Source organism: Streptomyces stoeckheimensis, from assembly GCF_045822005.1.
Lineage (GTDB): Bacteria > Actinomycetota > Actinomycetes > Streptomycetales > Streptomycetaceae > Streptomyces > Streptomyces stoeckheimensis.
On sequence record NZ_CP169550.1, the window covers coordinates 5,667,096 to 5,685,923 of the forward strand.

Consider the following 18,828-nt stretch of genomic DNA (forward strand, 5'->3'; position numbering starts at 1 on the left):
AGCCACGATCGGAGTTGGGGACATTGACGGCCTCCCCTGGTGACGGCGAGCACGCGGCCCGCGAGGGCTACTACCCCGATCCGTCCATCCCCGGGTACGTCAGGTTCTGGAACGGCCTGAACTGGGTTCCCGGTACGAGCCGCCCGGCGGCCCCTGCCGACGAGACGGGTCCCGTGTTCCTCGACCAGACGGGCGTGAGCGAGGCGCTGCGCGTGCCGGAACACCGACCGCAGCCGCGCCCCGCGCTGGCCCCTGCCCCCGCGCCGGTTCCCGCACCGGCCCCGGCGGCGGCCCCGGCTCCCGCGTCCTGGCCGGAGCCCGCCGGCTCCGCGGCGGCTCCGGCCGAGCGGTCCGAGGTGGAGTCCTGGTCGGAGTCCGCTTCGCGGTCGGATTTCGAGCCCTGGCCGGGGGCCGGGCCGTCCGAGCCCGGGTCCGGGATCGGGTCCGAGCCCGGGATCGGGTCGGGGCAAGGGGGCGAGGCCGTGGAATGGCAGGCCGATCCGCTCCACCAGTCCGGTTTCGGCGGGCCGCGCGACCACCGGGTGTCCTGGGGCCACGAGGAGGAGGCCGCCGCCCGCCCCGCCGGAATCTCCCTGGCCCGCCCGCCGGTCCCGGCCCCGACGCCGCACCAGGCCCAGGCCCAGGCGCCGGCACCGGCCCAGGCCCAGGCGGCGGTTCACCGCTCGGCGCAGGCGCCCGCCCAGGCCCAGGCGCCGGCTCACCGCTCGGCCCAGGCAGCGCCCCAGGGCCAGGCCCACCGCTCTGCGCAGGCCCCGGTTCGGCACTCGGCCCCGCACGCCGTGTCGGCCGCCCTGCCCGCGCAGGTGTCCGGCTCCGCCGCCCCGGGCGGCCTCGGCATCCTGTCGGCGCCCTCCCCGGTCGCGGCCCATGCCCCCGCGGCGGCCCCCGCCCCCGCCCCCGTGTGGCCCGCCGCCCCGGGGTCGCCCGGCCCGGACCCGGAGCCGGCGGAGCGCGTGCGGCGCCCGGAGCGCCCGGCCCCGGCCGTCCCGGCGGAGCCCGCCCGGCGCGTGTCCCCCGTAGAGCCGGCGGACCGTGCGGAGCGGGCCGAGGCCGCGGTGCCCCCGGCTCCGCGTCCCGAGAGGACCGGCCGCGCGGTGTTCGAGCGGATGGCGGAGCGGGCCGTGCGCCCCGCCGGGCTCGTGCGCCGCGCGACGGCCCGGCTGTTGGACTTCCTCGTGTACGCCGCCGTCGCGACCGGGGTGGCGCTGCCCCTCGTGCCCGGGGCGACCGCACACCTCCAGGCCAAGGTGGACGCCGCCCGGGCGGGCGGCCGGACCACCACCGTGTGGCTGCTCGACGGGACCATCGCGGGCTCGCTGGGCCTCGTCCTGGGCGCCGTCCTCCTCTTCGGCGTCTTCTACGAAGCCCTGCCCACGGCCCGTTGGGGCCGCACCCCGGGCAAGAAGCTGCTCGGCGTACGGGTCCTGGCCACGGCCACGCTGCGCCCGCCCCGCTTCGGCGCGGCACTGCGCCGCTGGCTCGTGTACGCCCTCCTGGGCCTCCCGGGGGCCCTGTGGGCCCTCGCGGACCGCCAGCGCCGCCGCACCCTCCACGACCGCGCCGCACGCACGTACGTGGCTCGCTAGGCCCTCTCCCGACGCTCGGTCCCCCGAATGGACGCGTCCCAATTGCGGGCCGCTCCGGGCCGGGTTCGACTCGGGCCATGAGCACCGACCAGCCGCCGCCGGGCCAGCCGCCCGAGGACGACCCGTTCCTCAAGAAGCCCCAGGAACCGACGCCTCCGCCGTCGGGTGGTTCGCCGTACGGATCACCGCCCGCAGGCGCCGGCGGAGGCTTCCCGCCGCCCCCGCCCGGAGGCGGAGGGGGCTACCCTCCGCCGCCCCCGCCCGGGGGAGGCGGCTACCCGCCCCCGCCGCCCCCGTACGGAGGCCCCGGCGGTGGCGACCCGTACGGCGGTGGCGGCGGCTACGGCATGCCCGACCCGCTCGCCGGGATGCCGCCGCTCGCAGACTTCGGCAAGCGGCTCGCCGCCCGCGTCATCGACCTGCTGATCATCGCCGTCCCGCTGTTCGTCATCCAGCTCTTCGCCGGTGACCGCAACCGCTACACGGTCGAGACGAACAAGGGCGAGGACGTCACCGAGGTCATTACCAAGTCCTACAGCGGCAGCGGTCTGGTCATGACGCTGATCTCGATCGTCGCCTACGTCGGCTACGACTGGTGGTTCGTCAAGAAGAACGGCCAGACCCTCGGCAAGAAGTGGATGGGCCTGCGCGTCGCGATGCTCAACGACGGCAGCGTCCCGCAGTCCAACGCCGCGCTCTCCCGCTCCGCCGTGCTCTGGCTGCCGACGCTGATCTGCTGCTTCTGCCTGTGGCCGATCGCACTCGTCATCTCGATGCTCGTCGACAAGCCCTACAAGCAGGGTCTGCACGACAAGGTGGCCAAGACCGTGGTGGTCCAAGCCACCTAGAAGGCCACCGAGCTGCGCAGTCCGGTGCGCGGGCGGTCTCCCCACGGGGGAGGCCGCCCGCGCCGCGGTGTGCACGGTGCGCGCGGTGTCAGTGGTGTACGGGGTGTTCCACCGGGGCCGGTGCGGGGGCGCCGGCGGCCGCCACGTCCGGCGGCACGGTGTCCGGACCCCCGAGATGCAGGGCGGCGGTCCTCGTACGGGTCGCCGCGTGCCGCCCGCGCCGGCGGGGCAGCGGGACGGTGAGTGCGACGAGGAGCCCGAGGGCGAGGGCGGCGGCGGAGATGACCGCGACGCCGAGACCCGTACGCGTCTGCGAGAGCAGCAGCATGGCGATCGTCGACACGATGACGGTGGCGGACCCGTAGGCGAGCTGTGCGGCAGTCGGACGCGGCATGGCGATATCCGTCCTCGAAGCGGGAGGGGGAGTCGGCTCGACCAGGTCTGGCGTCGAGTGACTCTACGACGGTGGATGCCCGAGCGGAACTGTCGGTAAGCACGACCTCACCCATGGGAGGGGAAGCAGCGGAGCACGGGGGGCGCACGGGGGGCACCGCTGGGGTTCGTGGGGTGGGGAGGAGCGGGTGCGGCCGAGGGTCCGTTGAGGGGGCGGAAGTCCCCTTCGTCCGCTATGGCCGCGGAACGTCCGAATAGCGGAACTCAGTGACCGCATAGTGCAGTTGTAAGGAACAAGTCAAGGTCTGTCTTTTCTTGCGCTTGTCCGGTCAAATGTCGTCACTTGAGACGCGCGCCGCACGGAACCCCCCACTCCTACGGAGAAGTTCCGCACCACCTTCGCGGCCGCGGGAGGGGAACGACATCAAGTGACCAGCAACTCGGCCAGAAGACGAGCGCTGCGCGCCGCCGCAATCGGCGTGACCCTGGCAGCGACGGCGGCCACCGGCGCCGCCTTCACGATGGCCACGGCAGACCCGGGTGCGAGGGTGTCTGCCGCGGACCGCCAGGACCCGACCGCTCCCTCCAAGGAGCAGGTCAAGCACAACCTCGAGGGCCCGTTCAGCAAGCAGCAGGAGCAGGCCCGCAAGGCCGCCCTGGAGCAGGTGCTGAGCGGCAAGAAGGACGTCGAGCAGCGGGGCGCCTCCAAGGTCGTCAAGCTCGACGAGAAGAAGTACGTCGAGCTCGGCCGCGAGAAGACCGACAAGATCTTCACGATCCTCGTCGACTTCGGCGACCAGGTGGACAACACCACCACGTTCGACCCGGACGGCCCCGGCCCCAAGCCGCCGGTGCCCAAGTACGGCGGCAACCCGGGCCCGCTGCACAACCAGATCGCCCAGCCCGACCGTGCGGTCAACAACAGCACGGCCTGGCGCAAGGACTTCAACCGCGCGTACTTCCAGGACCTGTACTTCGGTACCGGTGCCGGCAAGCACTCGCTGAAGACCTACTACGAGAAGACCTCCTCGGGCCGTTACTCGGTCGAGGGCGAGGTGGCCGACTGGGTCAAGGTTCCGTACAACGAGGCCCGTTACGGCTCGAACTACTGCGGCCAGACCAACTGCGCCAACGTCTGGGACACGGTCAAGGACGGCGTGACCGCCTGGGCCGAGGGCCAGAAGAAGGCCGGCAAGACCGACGCCCAGATCAAGGCGCAGATGGCCCAGTACGACCTCTGGGACCGCTACGACTTCGACGGCGACGGCAACTTCAACGAGCCCGACGGCTACATCGACCACTTCCAGATCGTCCACGCGGGCGAGGACGAGTCGGCCGGCGGCGGCGTGCAGGGCACCAACGCCCTCTGGGCCCACCGCTGGTACGCCTACGGCACCGAGGCCGGCAAGAGCGGCCCGGCCAACAACAAGGCCGGCGGCACCCAGATCGGCAACACCGGCATCTGGGTCGGCGACTACACGATGCAGCCCGAGAACGGCGGCCTCGGCGTCTTCGCGCACGAGTACGGCCACGACCTGGGCCTGCCGGACCTCTACGACACCTCCGGTGGCGGCGAGAACTCGGTCGGTTTCTGGTCCCTGATGTCGGCCGGCTCCTGGCTCGGCAACGGCAAGGACTCCATAGGCGACCTCCCGGGCGACATGACCGCCTGGGACAAGTTCCAGCTGGGCTGGCTGAACTACGACAAGGCCAAGGCCGCGACGAAGTCCATCCACAAGCTGGGCGTCTCGGAGTACAACACCAAGGACAAGCAGGCGCTGCTCGTCGACCTTCCCAAGAAGAAGGTCACCACCGACATCGTCGCTCCCGCCGAGGGCGCGTCGCAGTGGTGGAGCAACATGGGTGACGACCTCAAGAACACCCTCACCCGCTCGGTCGACCTGACCGGCAAGTCCTCCGCGGCCCTGTCCCTCAAGGGCTGGTGGGACATCGAGGCGGAGTACGACTTCCTGTACACCGAGGTCTCCACCGACGGTGGCGCCACCTGGACCGCGCTCGCCGGCACCGCCGACGGCGTGGCCATCCCGGTCGACGCCTCCAACAGCCCGTCGCTCACCGGCGTCTCGGGTGCCTGGAAGAACCTGAACTACTCGCTGAACGCCTACGCGGGCAAGAAGGTCGACCTCCGCTTCCGCTACCAGACGGACGGCGGCGCGGGCGGCAAGGGCTTCACGGGCGACGCGCTCAGCATCACGGCGGACGGCGCCACGCTGTTCACCGACAATGCCGAGAACGGCGACAACGGCTGGACCGGCAAGGGCTTCTCCCGCATCGGCGCTGGCTTCACCAAGGAGTACGCCCAGTACTACCTGGCCGAGAACCGCCGCTACGTCTCGTACGACAAGACCCTCAAGGTCGGTCCGTACAACTTCGGCTTCGCCAACACGAAGCCGAACTGGGTCGAGCACTACGCCTACCAGGACGGTCTCCTGATCTGGCAGTGGGACACCTCCCAGAAGGACAACAACACCAGCCAGCACCCCGGCTCCGGTCTGATCCTTCCGATCGACGCCAACGCCAAGCCGATGAAGTGGTCGGACGGCACCCTGCTGCGCAACAAGATCCAGCCGTACGACGCCGCCTTCAGCGCGTACAAGACGGACGCGATCACCCTGCACAAGAACGGCCAGGAGCTCTTCCTGAAGCCGAAGCCCGCGCAGCTCGTCTTCGACGACCACAAGGGCAAGTACTACTACGACGAGAACCCGACCGGCTCGGTGAAGGTCACTGACACCAACACCAAGATCAAGATCCTGAAGGAGACCTACGACGGTCTCGTCATGACGGTCGAGGTCGGCCCCTCCGTTAAGTAATTCAGCAAAACCGCAGGTCAAAGCATGATCGGCCGTCGCCCTCTAGCGGGCGGCGGCCGTTCGCGTTTAGATGCGTGAGCTGAGTTTCTTATTGACGGGGGAGATGAAGACATGCCCGGTGGAGGTTTCGTCCGATTGCCAGGCGGCAGCGTGGTCGTCGCGCTCACGCTGCCCAGACCGCTCCTGAAGGGGCCCGTCGCCGGCGGTATCGCGGGCGGTGTCACAGGCGGCACCGAAGGTGGAAACGTCCGCGTGCTGGTGCACGCGGTGAACCGGGCCCGCGCCCTGACCAGGCTGCGGAACCTCGGACTGCGAGCCGTCTACCTGCGCGGCAACGCCGAGCCGCCCACCCCGGACGAGATCACCGCCGTCCTGCACCACCCCGACGGCCTGCTGTGGCGCTCCGCGCCCGACCGGGCGGCGGAGCTGTGGCACCCGATCAGGGCCCTGCTGGGGTGACCACGGGGGTCCCGCTCAGCTCCACCCCGGCCTCCCGGAGCTCGGCCAGGGCGCGGGTCGTGGTGTGCGGGGCCACTCCGGCCGTCAGGTCGAGCAGCACGTGGGTGCGGAACCCCGCGCGGGCCGCGTCCAGGGCGGTGGCCTTGACGCAGTGGTCGGTGGCGATGCCGACCACGTCGACCTCGGTGACCTGCCGGTCGCGCAGCCACTGCGCGAGCCCGAGGCCGTTCTCGTCGGCGCCCTCGAAGCCGCTGTACGCGGCCTCGTACGCCCCCTTGTCGAAGACGGCGGCGACGGCCCCCGAGGCGACAGCGGGCGCGAAGTTCGGGTGGAAGCCCACGCCCTCGGTCCCGGCGACGCAGTGCACCGGCCAGGAGGTCTCGTAGTCCGGCTGGGCCGGGGGGTGCGCGAAGTGGGACCCGGGGTCGACGTGGTGGTCGCGGGTGGCGACGACGTGCCGGTAGCCGGCGGTGGCCTGGCCGATGAGCTCGGTGATGGCGGCGGCGATGTCGGCTCCGCCGGTGACCGCGAGGCTGCCGCCCTCGCAGAAGTCGTTCTGTACGTCGACGACGATCAGTGCGCGGTGCATGTCCGGTGCCCTTCGGCTTGGTGTGTGGTGGGCGGGGGACCCTGCGGGGGCTCTTCCCCCACCCCGCCCCTTCCCGAAACTGGGGGCTCCGCCCCCAGCCCCCTTCGCGGGGCTCCGCCCCGCACCCCGCGCCTCCCCCCAGGGGCCTACGCGTACTCGGTCGGGATCACGGCCTCGCCCCGCGACAGCTGCGTCGCCGAGAGCGGCAGCCCCGCCAGGGCCTCGCGGTGGCGGTCGCGGACCGTCTCCAGGGACTCGCGGGCCACGACCTCGCCCGCCTTGACCAGCTGGACCAGGAGCTGCGTGTCGGCCAGCGCGGCCGGCACCGGCCCGGTCCCGACGACCTCCGCCTCCGCGACCCCCTCGGAGTCGACCCGCCGGGCGGCCCACTTGCGCCCCCCGACGGAGGTCTTGCCGCCCGAGGACTTCTTCGCCACCGACACCAGCGGGGCCTTCGGATCGGCCGAGGCCGCCCGCGCCACCAGCTTGTAGACCATCGAGCACGTCGGGTGCCCGCTGCCCGTCACCAGCTGGGTGCCGACCCCGTACGCGTCCACCGGGGCGGCCGCCAGCGAGGCGATCGCGTACTCGTCCAGGTCCGAGGTCACCACGATCTTCGTCGCGGTCGCCCCCAGCTCGTCGAGCTGCTGCCGCACCCGGTGCGCGACCAGCAGCAGGTCCCCTGAGTCGATCCGGACGGCGCCCAGGTCCGTCCCGGCCACCTCCACGGCCGTCCGGACCGCCTCCGCCACGTCGTAGGTGTCCACCAGCAGCGTGGTGCCGCTGCCCAGCGAGGCGACCTGGGCGGTGAAGGCGTCCCGCTCGCTGTCGTGCAGCAGGGTGAAGGCGTGTGCGCTCGTACCGACCGTCGGGATCCCGTACCGGAATCCGGCCGCCAGGTCCGAGGTCGAGGTGAAACCGCCGACGTACGCGGCGCGGGCCGAGGCGACGGCAGCCAGCTCGTGCGTGCGCCGGGCGCCCATCTCGATCAGCGGGCGGCCACCGGCGGCCGAGGACATCCGGGAGGCGGCGGCGGCGATCGCGGAGTCGTGGTTGAGGATCGACAGGATCACGGTCTCCAGCAGCACGCACTCGGCGAAGCTGCCCTCGACGCGCAGGACCGGCGAGCCGGGGAAGTAGACCTCGCCCTCCGGGTAGCCCCAGATGTCGCCGGAGAAGCGGTAGGAGGCGAGCCAGTCGAGGGTGCGGGCGTCGACGACGGCCCGCTCGCGCAGGAACTCCAGTACCGCGCCGTCGAAGCGGAAGTTCTCCACCGCGTCGAGCACCCGGCCGGTCCCCGCGATCACCCCGTAGCGGCGCCCCTCGGGGAGCCGCCGGGTGAACACCTCGAAGACCGAGCGGCGGTCGGCCGTGCCGTTGGCCAGCGCGGCCTGCAACATCGTGAGCTCGTAATGGTCCGTGAAGAGCGCTGTCGACGGCACGTCCACCGGCAGGCCCAGGTCCGCAGGGTTCATGCGACGGATGCTAGCGCACATCTCGTCAAAGTGACGAGATGTAGGGGCCCGTTTGTGCGACGGACCCCTGTCAGTGGCAGCATGGGACAAGTGAGTGTTGCTCCCATTGAGATCGAACGCACCGAATCGGCCGAAGAGACCTTCGCGGTCCCCGAACCCGACGTCCCGTGGGTGACCCTGGTGCACAACGACCCGGTCAACCTCATGAGCTACGTGACGTACGTGTTCCAGGCGTACTTCGGCTACTCCAAGGACAAGGCGAACAAGCTGATGATGGACGTCCACCACAAGGGTCGGGCGGTCGTCTCCAGCGGCAGCCGCGAGGAGATGGAACGGGACGTGCAGGCCATGCACGGCTACGGCCTCTGGGCGACCATGTCCCAGGACCGCAACTGATGGGCGGCGTGTTCGAGCCCCTGAAGGCCGGCGGGGCCGCCATCGCGCTGGACGAGATCGAGATCTCGATCCTGCGCTCCCTGGCCGTGCAGCTGCTGGAGCTCATCGGCCCCGGCGAGCCGGAGCCCGATCCGGACGCCGACCCGCTGGCCGCGCTCTTCGCCGCCTCCGACGGCCCGACCGAGCCCCCTTCCGACCCGGCCCTGGCCCGGCTCTTCCCCGACGCCTACGGCGGCCCGGAGACCGGGCCCGACGCCGACGCGGAGGAGCTGCGGGCCCACTCGGCCGAATTCCGCCGCTTCACCGAGAACGACCTGCGCACCCGCAAGCGGGAGGACGCGCTGGCCGTCGTACGCAGCCTGGACGGGCTGAGCCCGGCCGGCGACGGGGCGGCCGTCCTGGAGGTCGACGGGGAGCTGCGGCTGCGCTGGCTGGGCGCCCTGAACGACCTGCGGCTCACCATCGCAGCCCGCCTCGACATCACGGAGGACGACGAGAGCGCGGTGCTGTTCCGGCTGCCGGACGACGATCCGCGCAAGCCGATGGTGATGGCGTACCTCTGGCTCGGCGGTCTCCAGGAGACCCTCGTCGAGACGCTCAGCGACACCCTCTGAAGATCCTCAAGTAAGTCGGCCGTTCGCTCAGCGGACGCTCAAATCCGGATAACGATCAGGTCACCACGATGTGGTGACCTGACCTGTTTCAGGATCTTTGCCCAGATTTTTTTGCGCCCTGCGTCACATTTTCCGCCCTCCTGCACCCGTAAGCACGTGATAAATCTTCACGACCGCCGACGGGGCGCCACCCATGCCCCGCGGCCTGCTTGAACCGGCTGACCGCCGGCGTGCAACTCCATCCGTATCCGGGGGGATCGAGGACCCGATCCGCTGCCAGTCATGGCGCGGGTCGGCGTGGAGAAAGGCGCACCAAGACATGACCTCCGTACAGGTCGACGAGCAGCAGCACGACACCACCGAGGGCGACGGCTACCACCGCGCACTCGGCGCCCGCCAGATCCAGATGATCGCGATCGGCGGCGCCATCGGCACCGGCCTCTTCCTGGGAGCCGGCAAGGCCATCTCCAAGGCCGGCCCCAGCCTGATCCTGGCCTACGCCATCGCGGGCCTGGTCATCTTCTTCATCATGCGGGCCCTGGGCGAACTGCTCATGTACCGCCCGGTGTCCGGCTCCTTCTCGGACTACGCCCGGGAGTTCCTCGGCCCCTTCTGGGGGTACGTGACCGGCTGGACCTACTGGCTCTTCTGGGTGGTCACCGGCATCACCGAAGTCACCGCCGCGGCGCAGTACATGTCGTACTGGACCCACGACAGCTTCCCGCAATGGGCGTACGCGCTGATCTTCACGGTCATCCTCTACGGCGCCAACCTGATCTCCGTGAAGCTCTTCGGCGAGCTGGAGTTCTGGTTCTCGATGGTCAAGGTCACCGCCATCGTCGGCATGATCCTGATCTGCGCCGGCATCCTCACCATCGGCTTCTCCGACGCCGCGGACACCGCCACCGTCTCCAACCTGTGGAACGACGGGGGCTTCTTCCCCAAGGGCCTCGGCGGCACGCTGATGACCCTGCAGATCGTGATGTTCGCCTTCCTCGCCGTCGAGCTGGTCGGCGTCACCGCCGGCGAGTCGAAGGACCCCGAGAAGACCCTGCCCAAGGCCATCAACACCGTGCCGTGGCGCATCGCCGTCTTCTACGTCGGCGCGCTGATCATGATCCTGTCGGTCGTCCCGTGGCGCGAGTTCCAGCCCGGCGTCAGCCCCTTCGTCGCCGCCTTCGAGAAGATGGGCCTCGGCGTCGGCGCCGCGATCGTCAACTTCGTCGTCCTGACCGCGGCCCTGTCCTCCTGCAACTCGGGCATGTACTCCACCGGCCGCATGCTGCGCGACCTCGCCCTCAACGGCCAGGGCCCGAAGTTCTTCACCAAGCTCACCAAGAGCGGCACCCCGCTGATCGGCACCACCTTCTCGGCGGCGCTGATGCTGGTCGGCGTCTGGATCAACTACGTCGCCCCCGGCAAGGCCTTCGACTACGTCGTCTCCTTCGCCACCATCTCCGGCATGTGGGCCTGGATCATGATCCTGGTCTGCCAGCTCCGCTACCGCGCCGCCTCCGACCGCGGCGACCTGCCCGCGTCGCCGTTCCGCGCCCCCGGCGCCCCGTTCACGAGCTACTTCGCCCTGGCCTTCATCGGCATGGTCATCGTGATGATGGGCGTCGACAAGGACGCCCGGGTCTCGCTCTACTGCGCCCCGCTGTGGGGTCTGCTGCTGGGCGTCTCCTACCTGGTGATGAAGTCCCGCGACCCGCGCGGCGCCGCCTTCACCAAGGCTTCCTGAGGCGCCGCAAGGACCGTGTCCAGCATCCGGGCCCTCCCGTACCACTCCTCGGTACGGGAGGGCCCGTCTGCTTATCCTGTCGCTCATGCTGACCATCACCCAGGACCTGTACGACCGGATCGTCGCGCACGCCCGTCAGGACCACCCCGACGAGGCCTGCGGCGTGGTGGCCGGCCCGGCGGGCACGGACCGCCCGGAGCGTTTCGTGCCGATGCTGAACGCGGCCCGGTCGCCCACGTTCTACGAGTTCGACTCGAAGGACCTGCTGAAGCTCTACCGCGAACTGGACGACCGGGACGAAGAGCCCGTCATCGTCTACCACTCGCACACCGCGACCGAGGCCTACCCCTCGCGCACGGACGTGACGTACGCGAACGAGCCCGGCGCGCACTACGTGCTGGTCTCCACGGCGGACGAGGACGGCCTGGGGGAGTTCCAGTTCCGGTCGTACAAGATCATCGAAGGCGTGATCACGGAAGAAGAAGTGCAGGTCGTCGCTGCCTACTGAGGCGTCGCGCCGGACCCTTTCTCACCATGTGAGCGATATCCGTCCACGATGTGAAATCACACTCCAAACCAGGGACCGGGAATCGTTAACATGACCGCATGGTTTCCCACGACGTGAGCATCGAGACGCCCGGCAGGCTGCTGCTTGTGGCGCGGCTGCACGTCGACCTGTGCCGCCTCGCCAGCGCCATCTGTACTGCCGCCTGAGTCCCGAGGGCCCCCTCGCGGGCCGCGCGGCTCGCGCCTGCTCCGCTTCGCTTTCCCCGCCTTCCCTTCACCATCCTGACTGGAGCCTGCCATGGCCATCGAGGTCCGCATCCCCACCATCCTCCGCACCTACACCGACGGCGAGAAGGCCGTCACCGGTGAGGGCGCCACCCTGGCCGACCTCTTCTCCGACCTGGAGACCCGCCACAAGGGCATCCAGGAGCGCATCGTCGACGAGGCCAAGGGCGGCGAGCTGCGCCGCTTCGTCAACGTCTACCTCAACGACGAGGACGTCCGCTTCCTCGACGGCATCTCCACCGCCCTCAAGGACGGCGACAACGTCACCATCCTCCCGGCCGTAGCCGGCGGATCGAAGTAATGCGCTACGACTCCCCGCTGGCCGCGGTCGGCAACACGCCGCTGGTACGCCTGCCCCGGCTCTCGCCCTCGGACGACGTCCGCATCTGGGCGAAGCTCGAGGACCGCAACCCGACCGGCTCGATCAAGGACCGCCCCGCGCTCCACATGGTCGAGCAGGCCGAGAAGGACGGCAGGCTGTATCCCGGCTGCACGATCCTGGAGCCCACCTCGGGCAACACGGGCATCTCCCTCGCCATGGCCGCGAAGCTCAAGGGCTACAAGATCGTGTGCGTCATGCCGGAGAACACCTCCCAGGAGCGGCGCGACCTGCTGGCCATGTGGGGAGCCGAGATCATCCCGTCGCCGGCGGCGGGCGGTTCGAACACGGCCGTCCGCGTCGCGAAGGAACTGGCGGAGCAGAACCCCTCCTGGGTGATGCTCTACCAGTACGGCAACCCCGACAACGCGGGTGCCCACTACGCCACGACCGGCCCGGAGATCCTCGCGGACCTCCCCTCGATCACCCACTTCGTGGCGGGCCTGGGCACCACGGGCACCCTCATGGGCGTGGGCCGCTACCTGCGCGAACACGTCCCCGGCGTCAAGATCGTCGCGGCGGAACCGCGCTACGACGACCTCGTCTACGGCCTGCGCAACCTCGACGAGGGCTTCGTCCCGGAGCTCTACGACCCCTCCGTCCTGACGACCCGCTTCTCGGTGGGCTCGGCGGACGCGGTCACCCGCACCCGGGAGCTCCTCCAGCAGGAGGGCATCTTCGCGGGCGTCTCCACGGGCGCGGCCCTGCACGCGGCGATCGGCGTCGGCCGCAAGGCGGTGGCGGCGGGCGAATCGGCCGACATCGTCTTCGTCGTCGCCGACGGCGGCTGGAAGTACCTGTCGACGGGCGTCTACACGGCGGCCACCACCGAAGAAGCCATCGAAGTCCTCCAGGGCCAGCTCTGGGCGTAGCCTCCGGCGGCGGAGGTGACGCGATCGCGGCCCGGCCGCCCGGGGGCGGGGCCGTTCCCGGGGGCCAGCCCCCGGGCCCCCGCTCCTCAAACGCCGGAGGGGCTGGATTTGGCCGACGTCGGCCTGCACGTGCACGCCTTGGGCGGGGCTGGATTGCCCGGAGGGCATTCCAGCCCCGCCGCCGTTTGAGGCGCGGAGCCTGGGGCGGAGCCCCAGGGAGTCCGGGCGCAGCCCGGTACCCCTCGAGCCGTCCGGCGCTTGAGGACCGGGTCAGGGCAGAGCCCTGGGAACGGGCGAAGGGCGGGTAGGGGACTCCGCCCCGCGCAGCGGCACACCCGCAGCCATGCCGGCCGGCCGGGGCACGCCCGAGCAGCGGCCCCAAGCGGCCACCCTCAGGCGGGACCCGGCGCACCACGGGACCGCGCCCCGCGCGCAGCCCCAGCCGGGTCAGCCCAACAGCGCGGCCAGCACCCCCGCGTGACTCGCCCCCGGATCCTTGACGGCAGTCAACAGCGTGACCGGCCCGGCCGCAGCCACGGCCCGCAGCCGATCCAGCTCCGCCCCCGCCTCCTCCGAGCGAAGCTCCACCGCGTACCGCTCCCGGAACTCCGCCACGGACCCACCCGCGTGGAACCACTTCCGCAGCTCCCCCGACGGGGCGACCGCCTTCGCCCACTCGTCGACCCCCGCGGCCTCCTTCGACAGCCCGCGCGGCCACAGCCGGTCCACGAGCACCCTGACCCCGTCCAGCTCCGGTTCCGGGGGATCGTAGACCCGCTTCAGCCGGACGACCCGGGTCCCCCGAGCCCCCCGAGCCCCTTCACCTCGTCCCACACCGCCGGATCCACCGTCCCCAGCGGCCGCGCCCTCGCGAACTCCCATACCGACACCTCCACCACCCGGTCCGCCTCCAGGAACCCGCCCCGCGCCCCCACCACCCCCGGCGGCAGCGGAATCACCCCGGCGCTCCGGTCGTCGTACTTCCCGGTGATCCGCGCGATCCGCGCCCGGTGGCCCCGTACGCCCAGCACCAGGACGGGCCGCCCGTCCTCCAGGGACCACAGCTCGCCGGCCTCCGGCCGCGGCAGCGGTCCGGGTCCGTGCGGCGGATCCGCGGCCCGCCGCACCCGCCGCGCCCGCCGGGGGAGGAGCACCAGCAGGATCACGACCAGCACCGCGGCGACGGCCGGCCACCAGGACGTGTCCATACTCCGACCGTAGCCCTGCCCGGCGCCCCCGGCATGGCAGCGGCACGCCCACCGCACCGCGCTCGTACCGAAGCCGCACGGCCCTCGCACGGCCCCCGCGCGGCAACGCGGGTCCGCCCCGTCGCTCCCCCGGGTGACAGCTCAGGTGATTCGCCCCACAACGGCCCGCCGCGGAGGAGCGACCGGACGTTTCGCGCCTTACGCTCGACCCACGCACGGCCCGCATTCCGTCCACGGACCGTCCACGGAGGTTCACGCTCCATGAAGCTCACCGTCGTCGGCTGTTCGGGCTCGTTCCCGTCCGCGGAATCGGCCTGTTCGAGCTACCTCGTCGAGGCCGACGGCTTCCGGCTGCTCCTCGACATGGGCAACGGCTCCCTCGGCGAGCTCCAGCGGCACATCGGGCTCTACGATCTCGACGCGATCTTCCTCAGCCACCTGCACGCCGATCACTGCATCGACATGTGCGCGTACTTCGTCGCCCGCTTCTACCGCCACGAGGGCGGCCGCTGCGGCACCATCCCCGTCTACGGCCCCGAGGGCACCGAGAAGCGGCTGTCCACCGCGTACGAGGACGTCCCCGACGAGCGCTCCATGAGCGAGGTCTTCGACTTCCGGACCCTGAAGTCCGGCTCCTTCGAGATCGGCCCGTTCCAGGTCCGCACCGAGAAGGTCTGCCACCCGGTCGAGTCCTACGGGATCCGCGTCGAGCACGGCGGCCGCTCGCTGACGTACTCCGGTGACACCGGCGTCTGCCCCGAGCTGGGCCTGCTCGTCGAGGACACCGACCTCTTCCTGTGCGAGGCCTCCTTCACGCACGGCAAGGAGGACATCCCGGACCTCCACCTCAACGGCCGCGAGGCCGGAGAGTTCGCCCGCGCCGGCCGCGCCGGACGGCTCGTCCTGACCCACATCCCGCCGTGGACGGACGCCGAACGCAACCTGGCCGACGCCCGCGCGGTCTACGAGGGCCCGGTCGAGCTGGCGTACACGGGCGCGGTGTACGAGGTCTAGCCGACGCTCACGACGAAGCCCCCGCCCTCCCTTCCGGGAGAGCGGGGGCTTCGTCGTACGGACCTACGTGCTTACTTGGCCTCGGCCTTGAGCAGCTCGGCGAGCTCCTCGTCGGACTCGCGGCCCGGCGTCGGCAGGTTCCACTTGGTGATGGCGAAGCGGAAGACGAAGTAGTAGACGACCGCGAAGCAGAGGCCGATGCCGACCAGGCCCCACGGGTTGTTCGCGATGCCGAGGTTCAGGACGAAGTCGACCGCACCGGCGGAGAAGCCGAAGCCGTCACGCATGCCCAGGGCCCAGGTCAGCGCCATGGAGACACCGGTCAGGACCGCGTGGATCGCGTAGAGGACCGGGGCGATGAACATGAAGGTGAACTCGATGGGCTCGGTCACACCGGTCACGAAGGCGGTGAGCGCGAGGGAGAACATCATGCCGCCGACGACCTTGCGGCGCTCGGGGCGCGCACAGTGGACGATCGCGAGGCAGGCGGCCGGGAGGGCGAACATCATGATCGGGAAGAAGCCGGTCATGAACTGTCCGGCGGTCGGGTCACCGGCGAGGAAGCGGCCGATGTCGCCGTGGACGGCGCCGGTCGGGGTCTCGAAGGAGCCGGCCTGGAACCACGGGAAGGAGTTCAGCAGGTGGTGCATGCCGATCGGGATCAGCGCACGGTTGGCGACACCGAAGATGCCCGCGCCGACGGAGCCGGAACCGACGAGCCACTCACCGAAGCTGTGCAGACCCGAGCCGAGGACCGGCCAGATGAGACCGAAGACGATGCCCGTGACCAGACCCGCGAGGGCGGAGAGGATCGGGACGAGGCGGCGGCCGCCGAAGAAGCCCGCCCAGTCCGGCAGCTTGGTCCGGTAGAACTTCTGGTAGAGCAGCGCGGTGATGACACCCATCACGACACCGCCGAGCACACCGGCGTTGACCGGGGCGTCCAGCATGACGATCTTGCCGCCGACGACCTTGGCGACCTGCGGCAGGTTGCTGTCCGTGAAGGTGGCGAGCACCTTCTGGAAGACCAGGTAGCCGGTGACGGCCGCGAGGGCGGTCGAACCGTCCGACTTCTTGGCGAAGCCGATCGCGATGCCGACGGCGAACAGCAGCGCCATGTTGTCGAGGATCGCGCCACCACCGGCGGCCATGTAACCGGCGATCTTGAGGACGAACGTCGGGAAGACGTCCTTGTCGCCGAGCATGTCGTCCGCGCCCAGGCGGAGCAGGAGCGCGCCGGCAGGCAGCACCGCAACGGGGAGCATGAGGCTCCGGCCGATGCGCTGCATGACGGCCATCACGCCAGCGCCCTTCTTCTTTTCCGCAGCTGTGGCTGTGGACATGGTCTTCCTCCAGTGGACAAGGCTCTGCCAGGACGTGGAAAAACGGGGGGTTGGCAGCGTCTCGGAACGGGGGACCCCGGGGCCGAAAGCCCTACGTGGTCTACACCACTCAGTGGTGTAGACCAGTTGTAGCACGGTGAGGTCGGCGTAAGGAACCCGTCATTTCCGTGGGGGAGGACACAGTTGGGCATACATGACAAAGGCCTTCGGACCCTGTGGGTCCGAAGGCCTCGCGTGTAGTCGGGTGGTCGGAGCGGGGCTTACGGCGCCCCGGAGCGGTGCGTTCGGCGAGCCGTCCGAGGGGCGTTCGCCCGCCCCGTGGGCGGACTCGCGACCTGCGGCGTCACGCCTTGGTGTTCTCCGCCTGCATCACCGCGATCTCCTCGTCGGACTCCCGGCCGGGCGTCTTGATGTCCCACTTGGTGATCGCGAAGCGGAAGATGCCGTAGTAGACGACCGCGAAGCAGAGTCCGATCGGAATGATCATCCAGGGCTTCGTCGCCAGGCTCCAGTTGATGAGGTAGTCGATCAGCCCCGCCGAGAAGCTGAAGCCGTCCTTGACCCCGAACGCCCAGGTCACCGCCATCGACACACCCGTCAGCACCGCGTGCACGGCGTACAGCGCCGGCGCCAGGAAGAGGAACGAGTACTCCAGCGGCTCGGTGATGCCGGTGACGAACGAGGTCAGGCCGACCGACAGCATCAGGCCGCCGACCTCCTTGCGCCGGGCCGGCTTCGCGCAGTGCGTGATCGCCAGCGCCGCCGCCGGGAGGGCGAACATCATGATCGGGAAGAAGCCGGTGAGGAACTGCCCGGCTTCGGGGTCGCCGTTCAGGAACATCGGGATGTCACCGTGGACGACCGTGCCGTCAGGCTTGGTGAAGCTGCCGAACTGGAACCACACCGGCACGTTCAGGAACTGGTGCAGGCCGATCACCAGCAGCGCGCGGTTCGCGACGCCGAAGATGCCGGCGCCCAGCGACCCCAGGCCGATCAGCCAGTCCGAGAAGCTCTCCAGCGCGTTGCCGATGGGCGGCCAGATCCACAGGCAGAGCACGGCGAAGGCGATCGCCACGAAGGTCATGATGATCGGGACCAGACGGCGGCCGTTGAAGAAGCCCAGCCAGTCCACCAGCTTGACCCGGTGGTAGCGCTGCCAGAACCAGGAGGCCAGCAGCCCCATGATGATGCCGCCGAACACCCCCGGGTTCTGGAAGGTGTACTCGGCGAAGGTCTGATCGGGCCCCAAGCAGCCACCGCCGACGTCCGTCGTCCCCGTCGGGCAGTCCTTGGGGAAGGCGCGCAGCACGCTCCGGTAGACGAGGAAGCCGACCACCGCCGCGAGCGCGGTCGAGCCGTCCGCCTTCTTGGCCATGCCGATCGCGACGCCGATGCAGAAGAGCAGCGGCAGGCCGAGGTCCGCGTTGAGCAGGGCGCCGCCCGCGGAGGCCATCACCTTGGCGACGTTCGTCCAGCCCAGGCCGTCCTTGCCGAACACGTCGTCCTGGCCCAGCCGGTTCAGGATGCCGGCCGCCGGGAGTACGGCGATCGGCAGTTGGAGGCTCCGGCCCATCTTCTGCAGCCCTTGGAACAAGCCGTTCCACCACTTCTGCTGTGGCACTGCTGCGGCGCTGCTCGCGCTCATCCGCGTCCTCCCTGACCGGCCCGTTTTTGGCAGTCGCGACACTTGCGGCACACTGGTGTAGACCACTTGTGTTGCGGTCGCATTTCACCCGCCTTAGGGCAGGTTGGTGCTGATCATCATCATTCGGCAGATACCGGGCATGTGCCCGCGTAGCTGGGCCAATCGTGGGCTACCGTGACGAAGCGGACCGCCCTGGTGGGTCGGTCGATCGGGCGGCGGGCGTTCAGGCGCCGGACGCCGGATGTCAGTCGGACTCGTTCTTCGTAGAACTCAGGGAGAAACACATGGCCACCAAGGCTGAGAAGATCGTCGCCGGGCTCGGCGGCATCGAGAACATCGAAGAGGTCGAGGGCTGCATCACCCGCCTGCGCACCGAGGTCATCGACCCGAGCAAGGTCGACGAGGCCGCGCTGAAGGCCGCCGGCGCCCACGGCGTCGTCAAGATGGGCACCGCGATCCAGGTCGTCATCGGCACCGACGCCGACCCGATCGCCGCCGACATCGAAGACATGATGTGAGCTGAGCCCACCGGCTCCCACGCGCGCCCCCGCGCGCACCCGTACGTACGACAGGACCCCGACCGGACGCACCCGGACGGGGTCTTCTCGTTCCCTCGTAC

General features: G+C 70.4%; 20 protein-coding genes. 13 read left to right on the forward strand and 7 right to left on the reverse strand.

All coding sequences use genetic code 11. From position 1 onward, the window contains the following. Positions 1 to 23: 23 nt before the first annotated feature. A complete protein-coding gene (locus tag ACE1OC_RS25670) occupies positions 24 to 1,607 on the forward strand; it encodes an RDD family protein (protein ID WP_407838987.1) in 1,584 nt (527 codons plus the stop codon). A 77-nt stretch (positions 1,608 to 1,684) separates the two neighbouring features. Continuing rightward, on the forward strand, positions 1,685 to 2,455 hold the full coding sequence (locus ACE1OC_RS25675) for an RDD family protein (protein ID WP_407838988.1): 771 nt from the start codon (positions 1,685 to 1,687) through the stop codon (positions 2,453 to 2,455). 88 nt (positions 2,456 to 2,543) lie between these two features. Here ACE1OC_RS25675 and ACE1OC_RS25680 read toward each other — a convergent pair whose 3' ends face one another. Next, a complete protein-coding gene (locus tag ACE1OC_RS25680; protein ID WP_407838989.1) occupies positions 2,544 to 2,849 on the reverse strand; it encodes a hypothetical protein in 306 nt (101 codons plus the stop codon). 427 nt (positions 2,850 to 3,276) lie between these two features. On the opposite strand from ACE1OC_RS25680, the gene ACE1OC_RS25685 reads away from it, so the two are divergent. Next, entirely contained in the window at positions 3,277 to 5,682 is a 2,406-nt protein-coding gene (locus ACE1OC_RS25685) for an immune inhibitor A domain-containing protein (RefSeq protein WP_407838990.1), read from the forward strand. A gap of 111 nt (positions 5,683 to 5,793) precedes the next feature. Then, on the forward strand, positions 5,794 to 6,141 hold the full coding sequence (locus ACE1OC_RS25690; RefSeq protein WP_407838991.1) for a hypothetical protein: 348 nt from the start codon (positions 5,794 to 5,796) through the stop codon (positions 6,139 to 6,141). Here ACE1OC_RS25690 and ACE1OC_RS25695 read toward each other — a convergent pair. Both ACE1OC_RS25695 and ACE1OC_RS25700 read right to left on the reverse strand, forming a co-directional pair. Next, entirely contained in the window at positions 6,122 to 6,730 is a 609-nt protein-coding gene (locus tag ACE1OC_RS25695) for a nicotinamidase (RefSeq protein WP_266957793.1), read from the reverse strand. The two genes, ACE1OC_RS25690 and ACE1OC_RS25695, sit on opposite strands and share 20 nt — an antisense overlap. Before the next feature lie 146 nt (positions 6,731 to 6,876). Then, positions 6,877 to 8,205, reverse strand: a complete 1,329-nt coding sequence (locus ACE1OC_RS25700) for a nicotinate phosphoribosyltransferase (protein ID WP_407838992.1) — start codon at positions 8,203 to 8,205, stop codon at positions 6,877 to 6,879. Positions 8,206 to 8,286: 81 nt separating this feature from the next. Here ACE1OC_RS25700 and clpS point away from each other — a divergent pair, with 81 nt between their 5' ends. The 7 genes from clpS (at position 8,287) to ACE1OC_RS25735 (ending at position 12,999) form a co-directional block, all read left to right on the forward strand. After that, positions 8,287 to 8,601 (forward strand): ATP-dependent Clp protease adapter ClpS, encoded by a 315-nt coding sequence (clpS, locus tag ACE1OC_RS25705; RefSeq protein ID WP_243337276.1) that lies wholly within the window; start codon positions 8,287 to 8,289, stop codon positions 8,599 to 8,601. Continuing rightward, positions 8,601 to 9,215, forward strand: a complete 615-nt coding sequence (locus ACE1OC_RS25710) for a DUF2017 domain-containing protein (protein WP_407838993.1) — start codon at positions 8,601 to 8,603, stop codon at positions 9,213 to 9,215. The genes clpS and ACE1OC_RS25710 overlap by 1 nt, the downstream gene beginning before the upstream one ends. Before the next feature lie 319 nt (positions 9,216 to 9,534). Continuing rightward, complete coding sequence (locus tag ACE1OC_RS25715) at positions 9,535 to 10,956, forward strand: amino acid permease (protein ID WP_407838994.1); 1,422 nt, start codon at positions 9,535 to 9,537, stop codon at positions 10,954 to 10,956. 85 nt (positions 10,957 to 11,041) lie between these two features. Further along, entirely contained in the window at positions 11,042 to 11,464 is a 423-nt protein-coding gene (locus ACE1OC_RS25720) for a Mov34/MPN/PAD-1 family protein (protein ID WP_407838995.1), read from the forward strand. A gap of 98 nt (positions 11,465 to 11,562) precedes the next feature. Further along, positions 11,563 to 11,670, forward strand: coding sequence for a putative leader peptide (locus ACE1OC_RS25725; protein ID WP_323182362.1), 108 nt, complete (start codon positions 11,563 to 11,565; stop codon positions 11,668 to 11,670). Positions 11,671 to 11,761: 91 nt separating this feature from the next. Beyond that, positions 11,762 to 12,049, forward strand: coding sequence for a MoaD/ThiS family protein (locus ACE1OC_RS25730; RefSeq protein WP_382976240.1), 288 nt, complete (start codon positions 11,762 to 11,764; stop codon positions 12,047 to 12,049). After that, positions 12,049 to 12,999, forward strand: coding sequence for a PLP-dependent cysteine synthase family protein (locus tag ACE1OC_RS25735; protein ID WP_250741132.1), 951 nt, complete (start codon positions 12,049 to 12,051; stop codon positions 12,997 to 12,999). Before ACE1OC_RS25730 ends, ACE1OC_RS25735 begins: the two co-directional genes overlap by 1 nt. A 447-nt stretch (positions 13,000 to 13,446) precedes the next feature. Here the strand turns inward: ACE1OC_RS25735 and ACE1OC_RS25740 are convergent, their stop codons facing one another. Both ACE1OC_RS25740 and ACE1OC_RS25745 read right to left on the reverse strand, forming a co-directional pair. Then, positions 13,447 to 13,734, reverse strand: a complete 288-nt coding sequence (locus ACE1OC_RS25740; protein WP_407838996.1) for a DUF488 domain-containing protein — start codon at positions 13,732 to 13,734, stop codon at positions 13,447 to 13,449. Between the two features lie 44 nt (positions 13,735 to 13,778). Then, positions 13,779 to 14,207 carry a hypothetical protein gene (locus ACE1OC_RS25745; protein WP_407838997.1) on the reverse strand — a complete coding sequence of 143 codons (429 nt, stop codon included), beginning with the start codon at positions 14,205 to 14,207 and terminating at the stop codon, positions 13,779 to 13,781. Between the two features lie 261 nt (positions 14,208 to 14,468). Between ACE1OC_RS25745 and ACE1OC_RS25750 the strand changes: the two genes are divergently transcribed. Then, positions 14,469 to 15,221, forward strand: coding sequence for an MBL fold metallo-hydrolase (locus ACE1OC_RS25750; RefSeq protein ID WP_407838998.1), 753 nt, complete (start codon positions 14,469 to 14,471; stop codon positions 15,219 to 15,221). Between the two features lie 71 nt (positions 15,222 to 15,292). Here the strand turns inward: ACE1OC_RS25750 and ACE1OC_RS25755 are convergent, their stop codons facing one another. Together ACE1OC_RS25755 and ACE1OC_RS25760 are read right to left on the reverse strand one after the other, a co-directional pair. Then, on the reverse strand, positions 15,293 to 16,564 hold the full coding sequence (locus tag ACE1OC_RS25755) for a PTS transporter subunit EIIC (RefSeq protein WP_407838999.1): 1,272 nt from the start codon (positions 16,562 to 16,564) through the stop codon (positions 15,293 to 15,295). A gap of 343 nt (positions 16,565 to 16,907) precedes the next feature. Further along, positions 16,908 to 18,209: a PTS transporter subunit EIIC gene (locus ACE1OC_RS25760; RefSeq protein WP_407839000.1), complete on the reverse strand. Its 1,302-nt coding sequence runs from the start codon at positions 18,207 to 18,209 to the stop codon at positions 16,908 to 16,910. Between the two features lie 164 nt (positions 18,210 to 18,373). Here ACE1OC_RS25760 and ACE1OC_RS25765 point away from each other — a divergent pair, with 164 nt between their 5' ends. Further along, complete coding sequence (locus ACE1OC_RS25765; protein WP_407839001.1) at positions 18,374 to 18,727, forward strand: glucose PTS transporter subunit EIIB; 354 nt, start codon at positions 18,374 to 18,376, stop codon at positions 18,725 to 18,727. Positions 18,728 to 18,828: the final 101 nt, after the last annotated feature.

Excerpts from the sequence above, each read along its gene's own strand:
- ACE1OC_RS25675 (WP_407838988.1), top strand. The coding sequence starts at position 1,685 with ATGAGCACCGACCAGCCGCCGCCGGGCCAGCCGCCCGAGGACGACCCG.
- ACE1OC_RS25680 (WP_407838989.1), bottom strand. The coding sequence starts at position 2,849 with ATGCCGCGTCCGACTGCCGCACAGCTCGCCTACGGGTCCGCCACCGTC.
- ACE1OC_RS25690 (WP_407838991.1), top strand. The coding sequence starts at position 5,794 with ATGCCCGGTGGAGGTTTCGTCCGATTGCCAGGCGGCAGCGTGGTCGTC.
- ACE1OC_RS25695 (WP_266957793.1), bottom strand. The coding sequence starts at position 6,730 with ATGCACCGCGCACTGATCGTCGTCGACGTACAGAACGACTTCTGCGAG.
- ACE1OC_RS25700 (WP_407838992.1), bottom strand. The coding sequence starts at position 8,205 with ATGAACCCTGCGGACCTGGGCCTGCCGGTGGACGTGCCGTCGACAGCG.
- clpS (WP_243337276.1), top strand. The coding sequence starts at position 8,287 with ATGGGACAAGTGAGTGTTGCTCCCATTGAGATCGAACGCACCGAATCG.
- ACE1OC_RS25710 (WP_407838993.1), top strand. The coding sequence starts at position 8,601 with ATGGGCGGCGTGTTCGAGCCCCTGAAGGCCGGCGGGGCCGCCATCGCG.
- ACE1OC_RS25715 (WP_407838994.1), top strand. The coding sequence starts at position 9,535 with ATGACCTCCGTACAGGTCGACGAGCAGCAGCACGACACCACCGAGGGC.
- ACE1OC_RS25720 (WP_407838995.1), top strand. The coding sequence starts at position 11,042 with ATGCTGACCATCACCCAGGACCTGTACGACCGGATCGTCGCGCACGCC.
- ACE1OC_RS25725 (WP_323182362.1), top strand. The coding sequence starts at position 11,563 with ATGGTTTCCCACGACGTGAGCATCGAGACGCCCGGCAGGCTGCTGCTT.
- ACE1OC_RS25730 (WP_382976240.1), top strand. The coding sequence starts at position 11,762 with ATGGCCATCGAGGTCCGCATCCCCACCATCCTCCGCACCTACACCGAC.
- ACE1OC_RS25735 (WP_250741132.1), top strand. The coding sequence starts at position 12,049 with ATGCGCTACGACTCCCCGCTGGCCGCGGTCGGCAACACGCCGCTGGTA.
- ACE1OC_RS25745 (WP_407838997.1), bottom strand. The coding sequence starts at position 14,207 with ATGGACACGTCCTGGTGGCCGGCCGTCGCCGCGGTGCTGGTCGTGATC.
- ACE1OC_RS25750 (WP_407838998.1), top strand. The coding sequence starts at position 14,469 with ATGAAGCTCACCGTCGTCGGCTGTTCGGGCTCGTTCCCGTCCGCGGAA.
- ACE1OC_RS25755 (WP_407838999.1), bottom strand. The coding sequence starts at position 16,564 with ATGTCCACAGCCACAGCTGCGGAAAAGAAGAAGGGCGCTGGCGTGATG.
- ACE1OC_RS25760 (WP_407839000.1), bottom strand. The coding sequence starts at position 18,209 with ATGAGCGCGAGCAGCGCCGCAGCAGTGCCACAGCAGAAGTGGTGGAAC.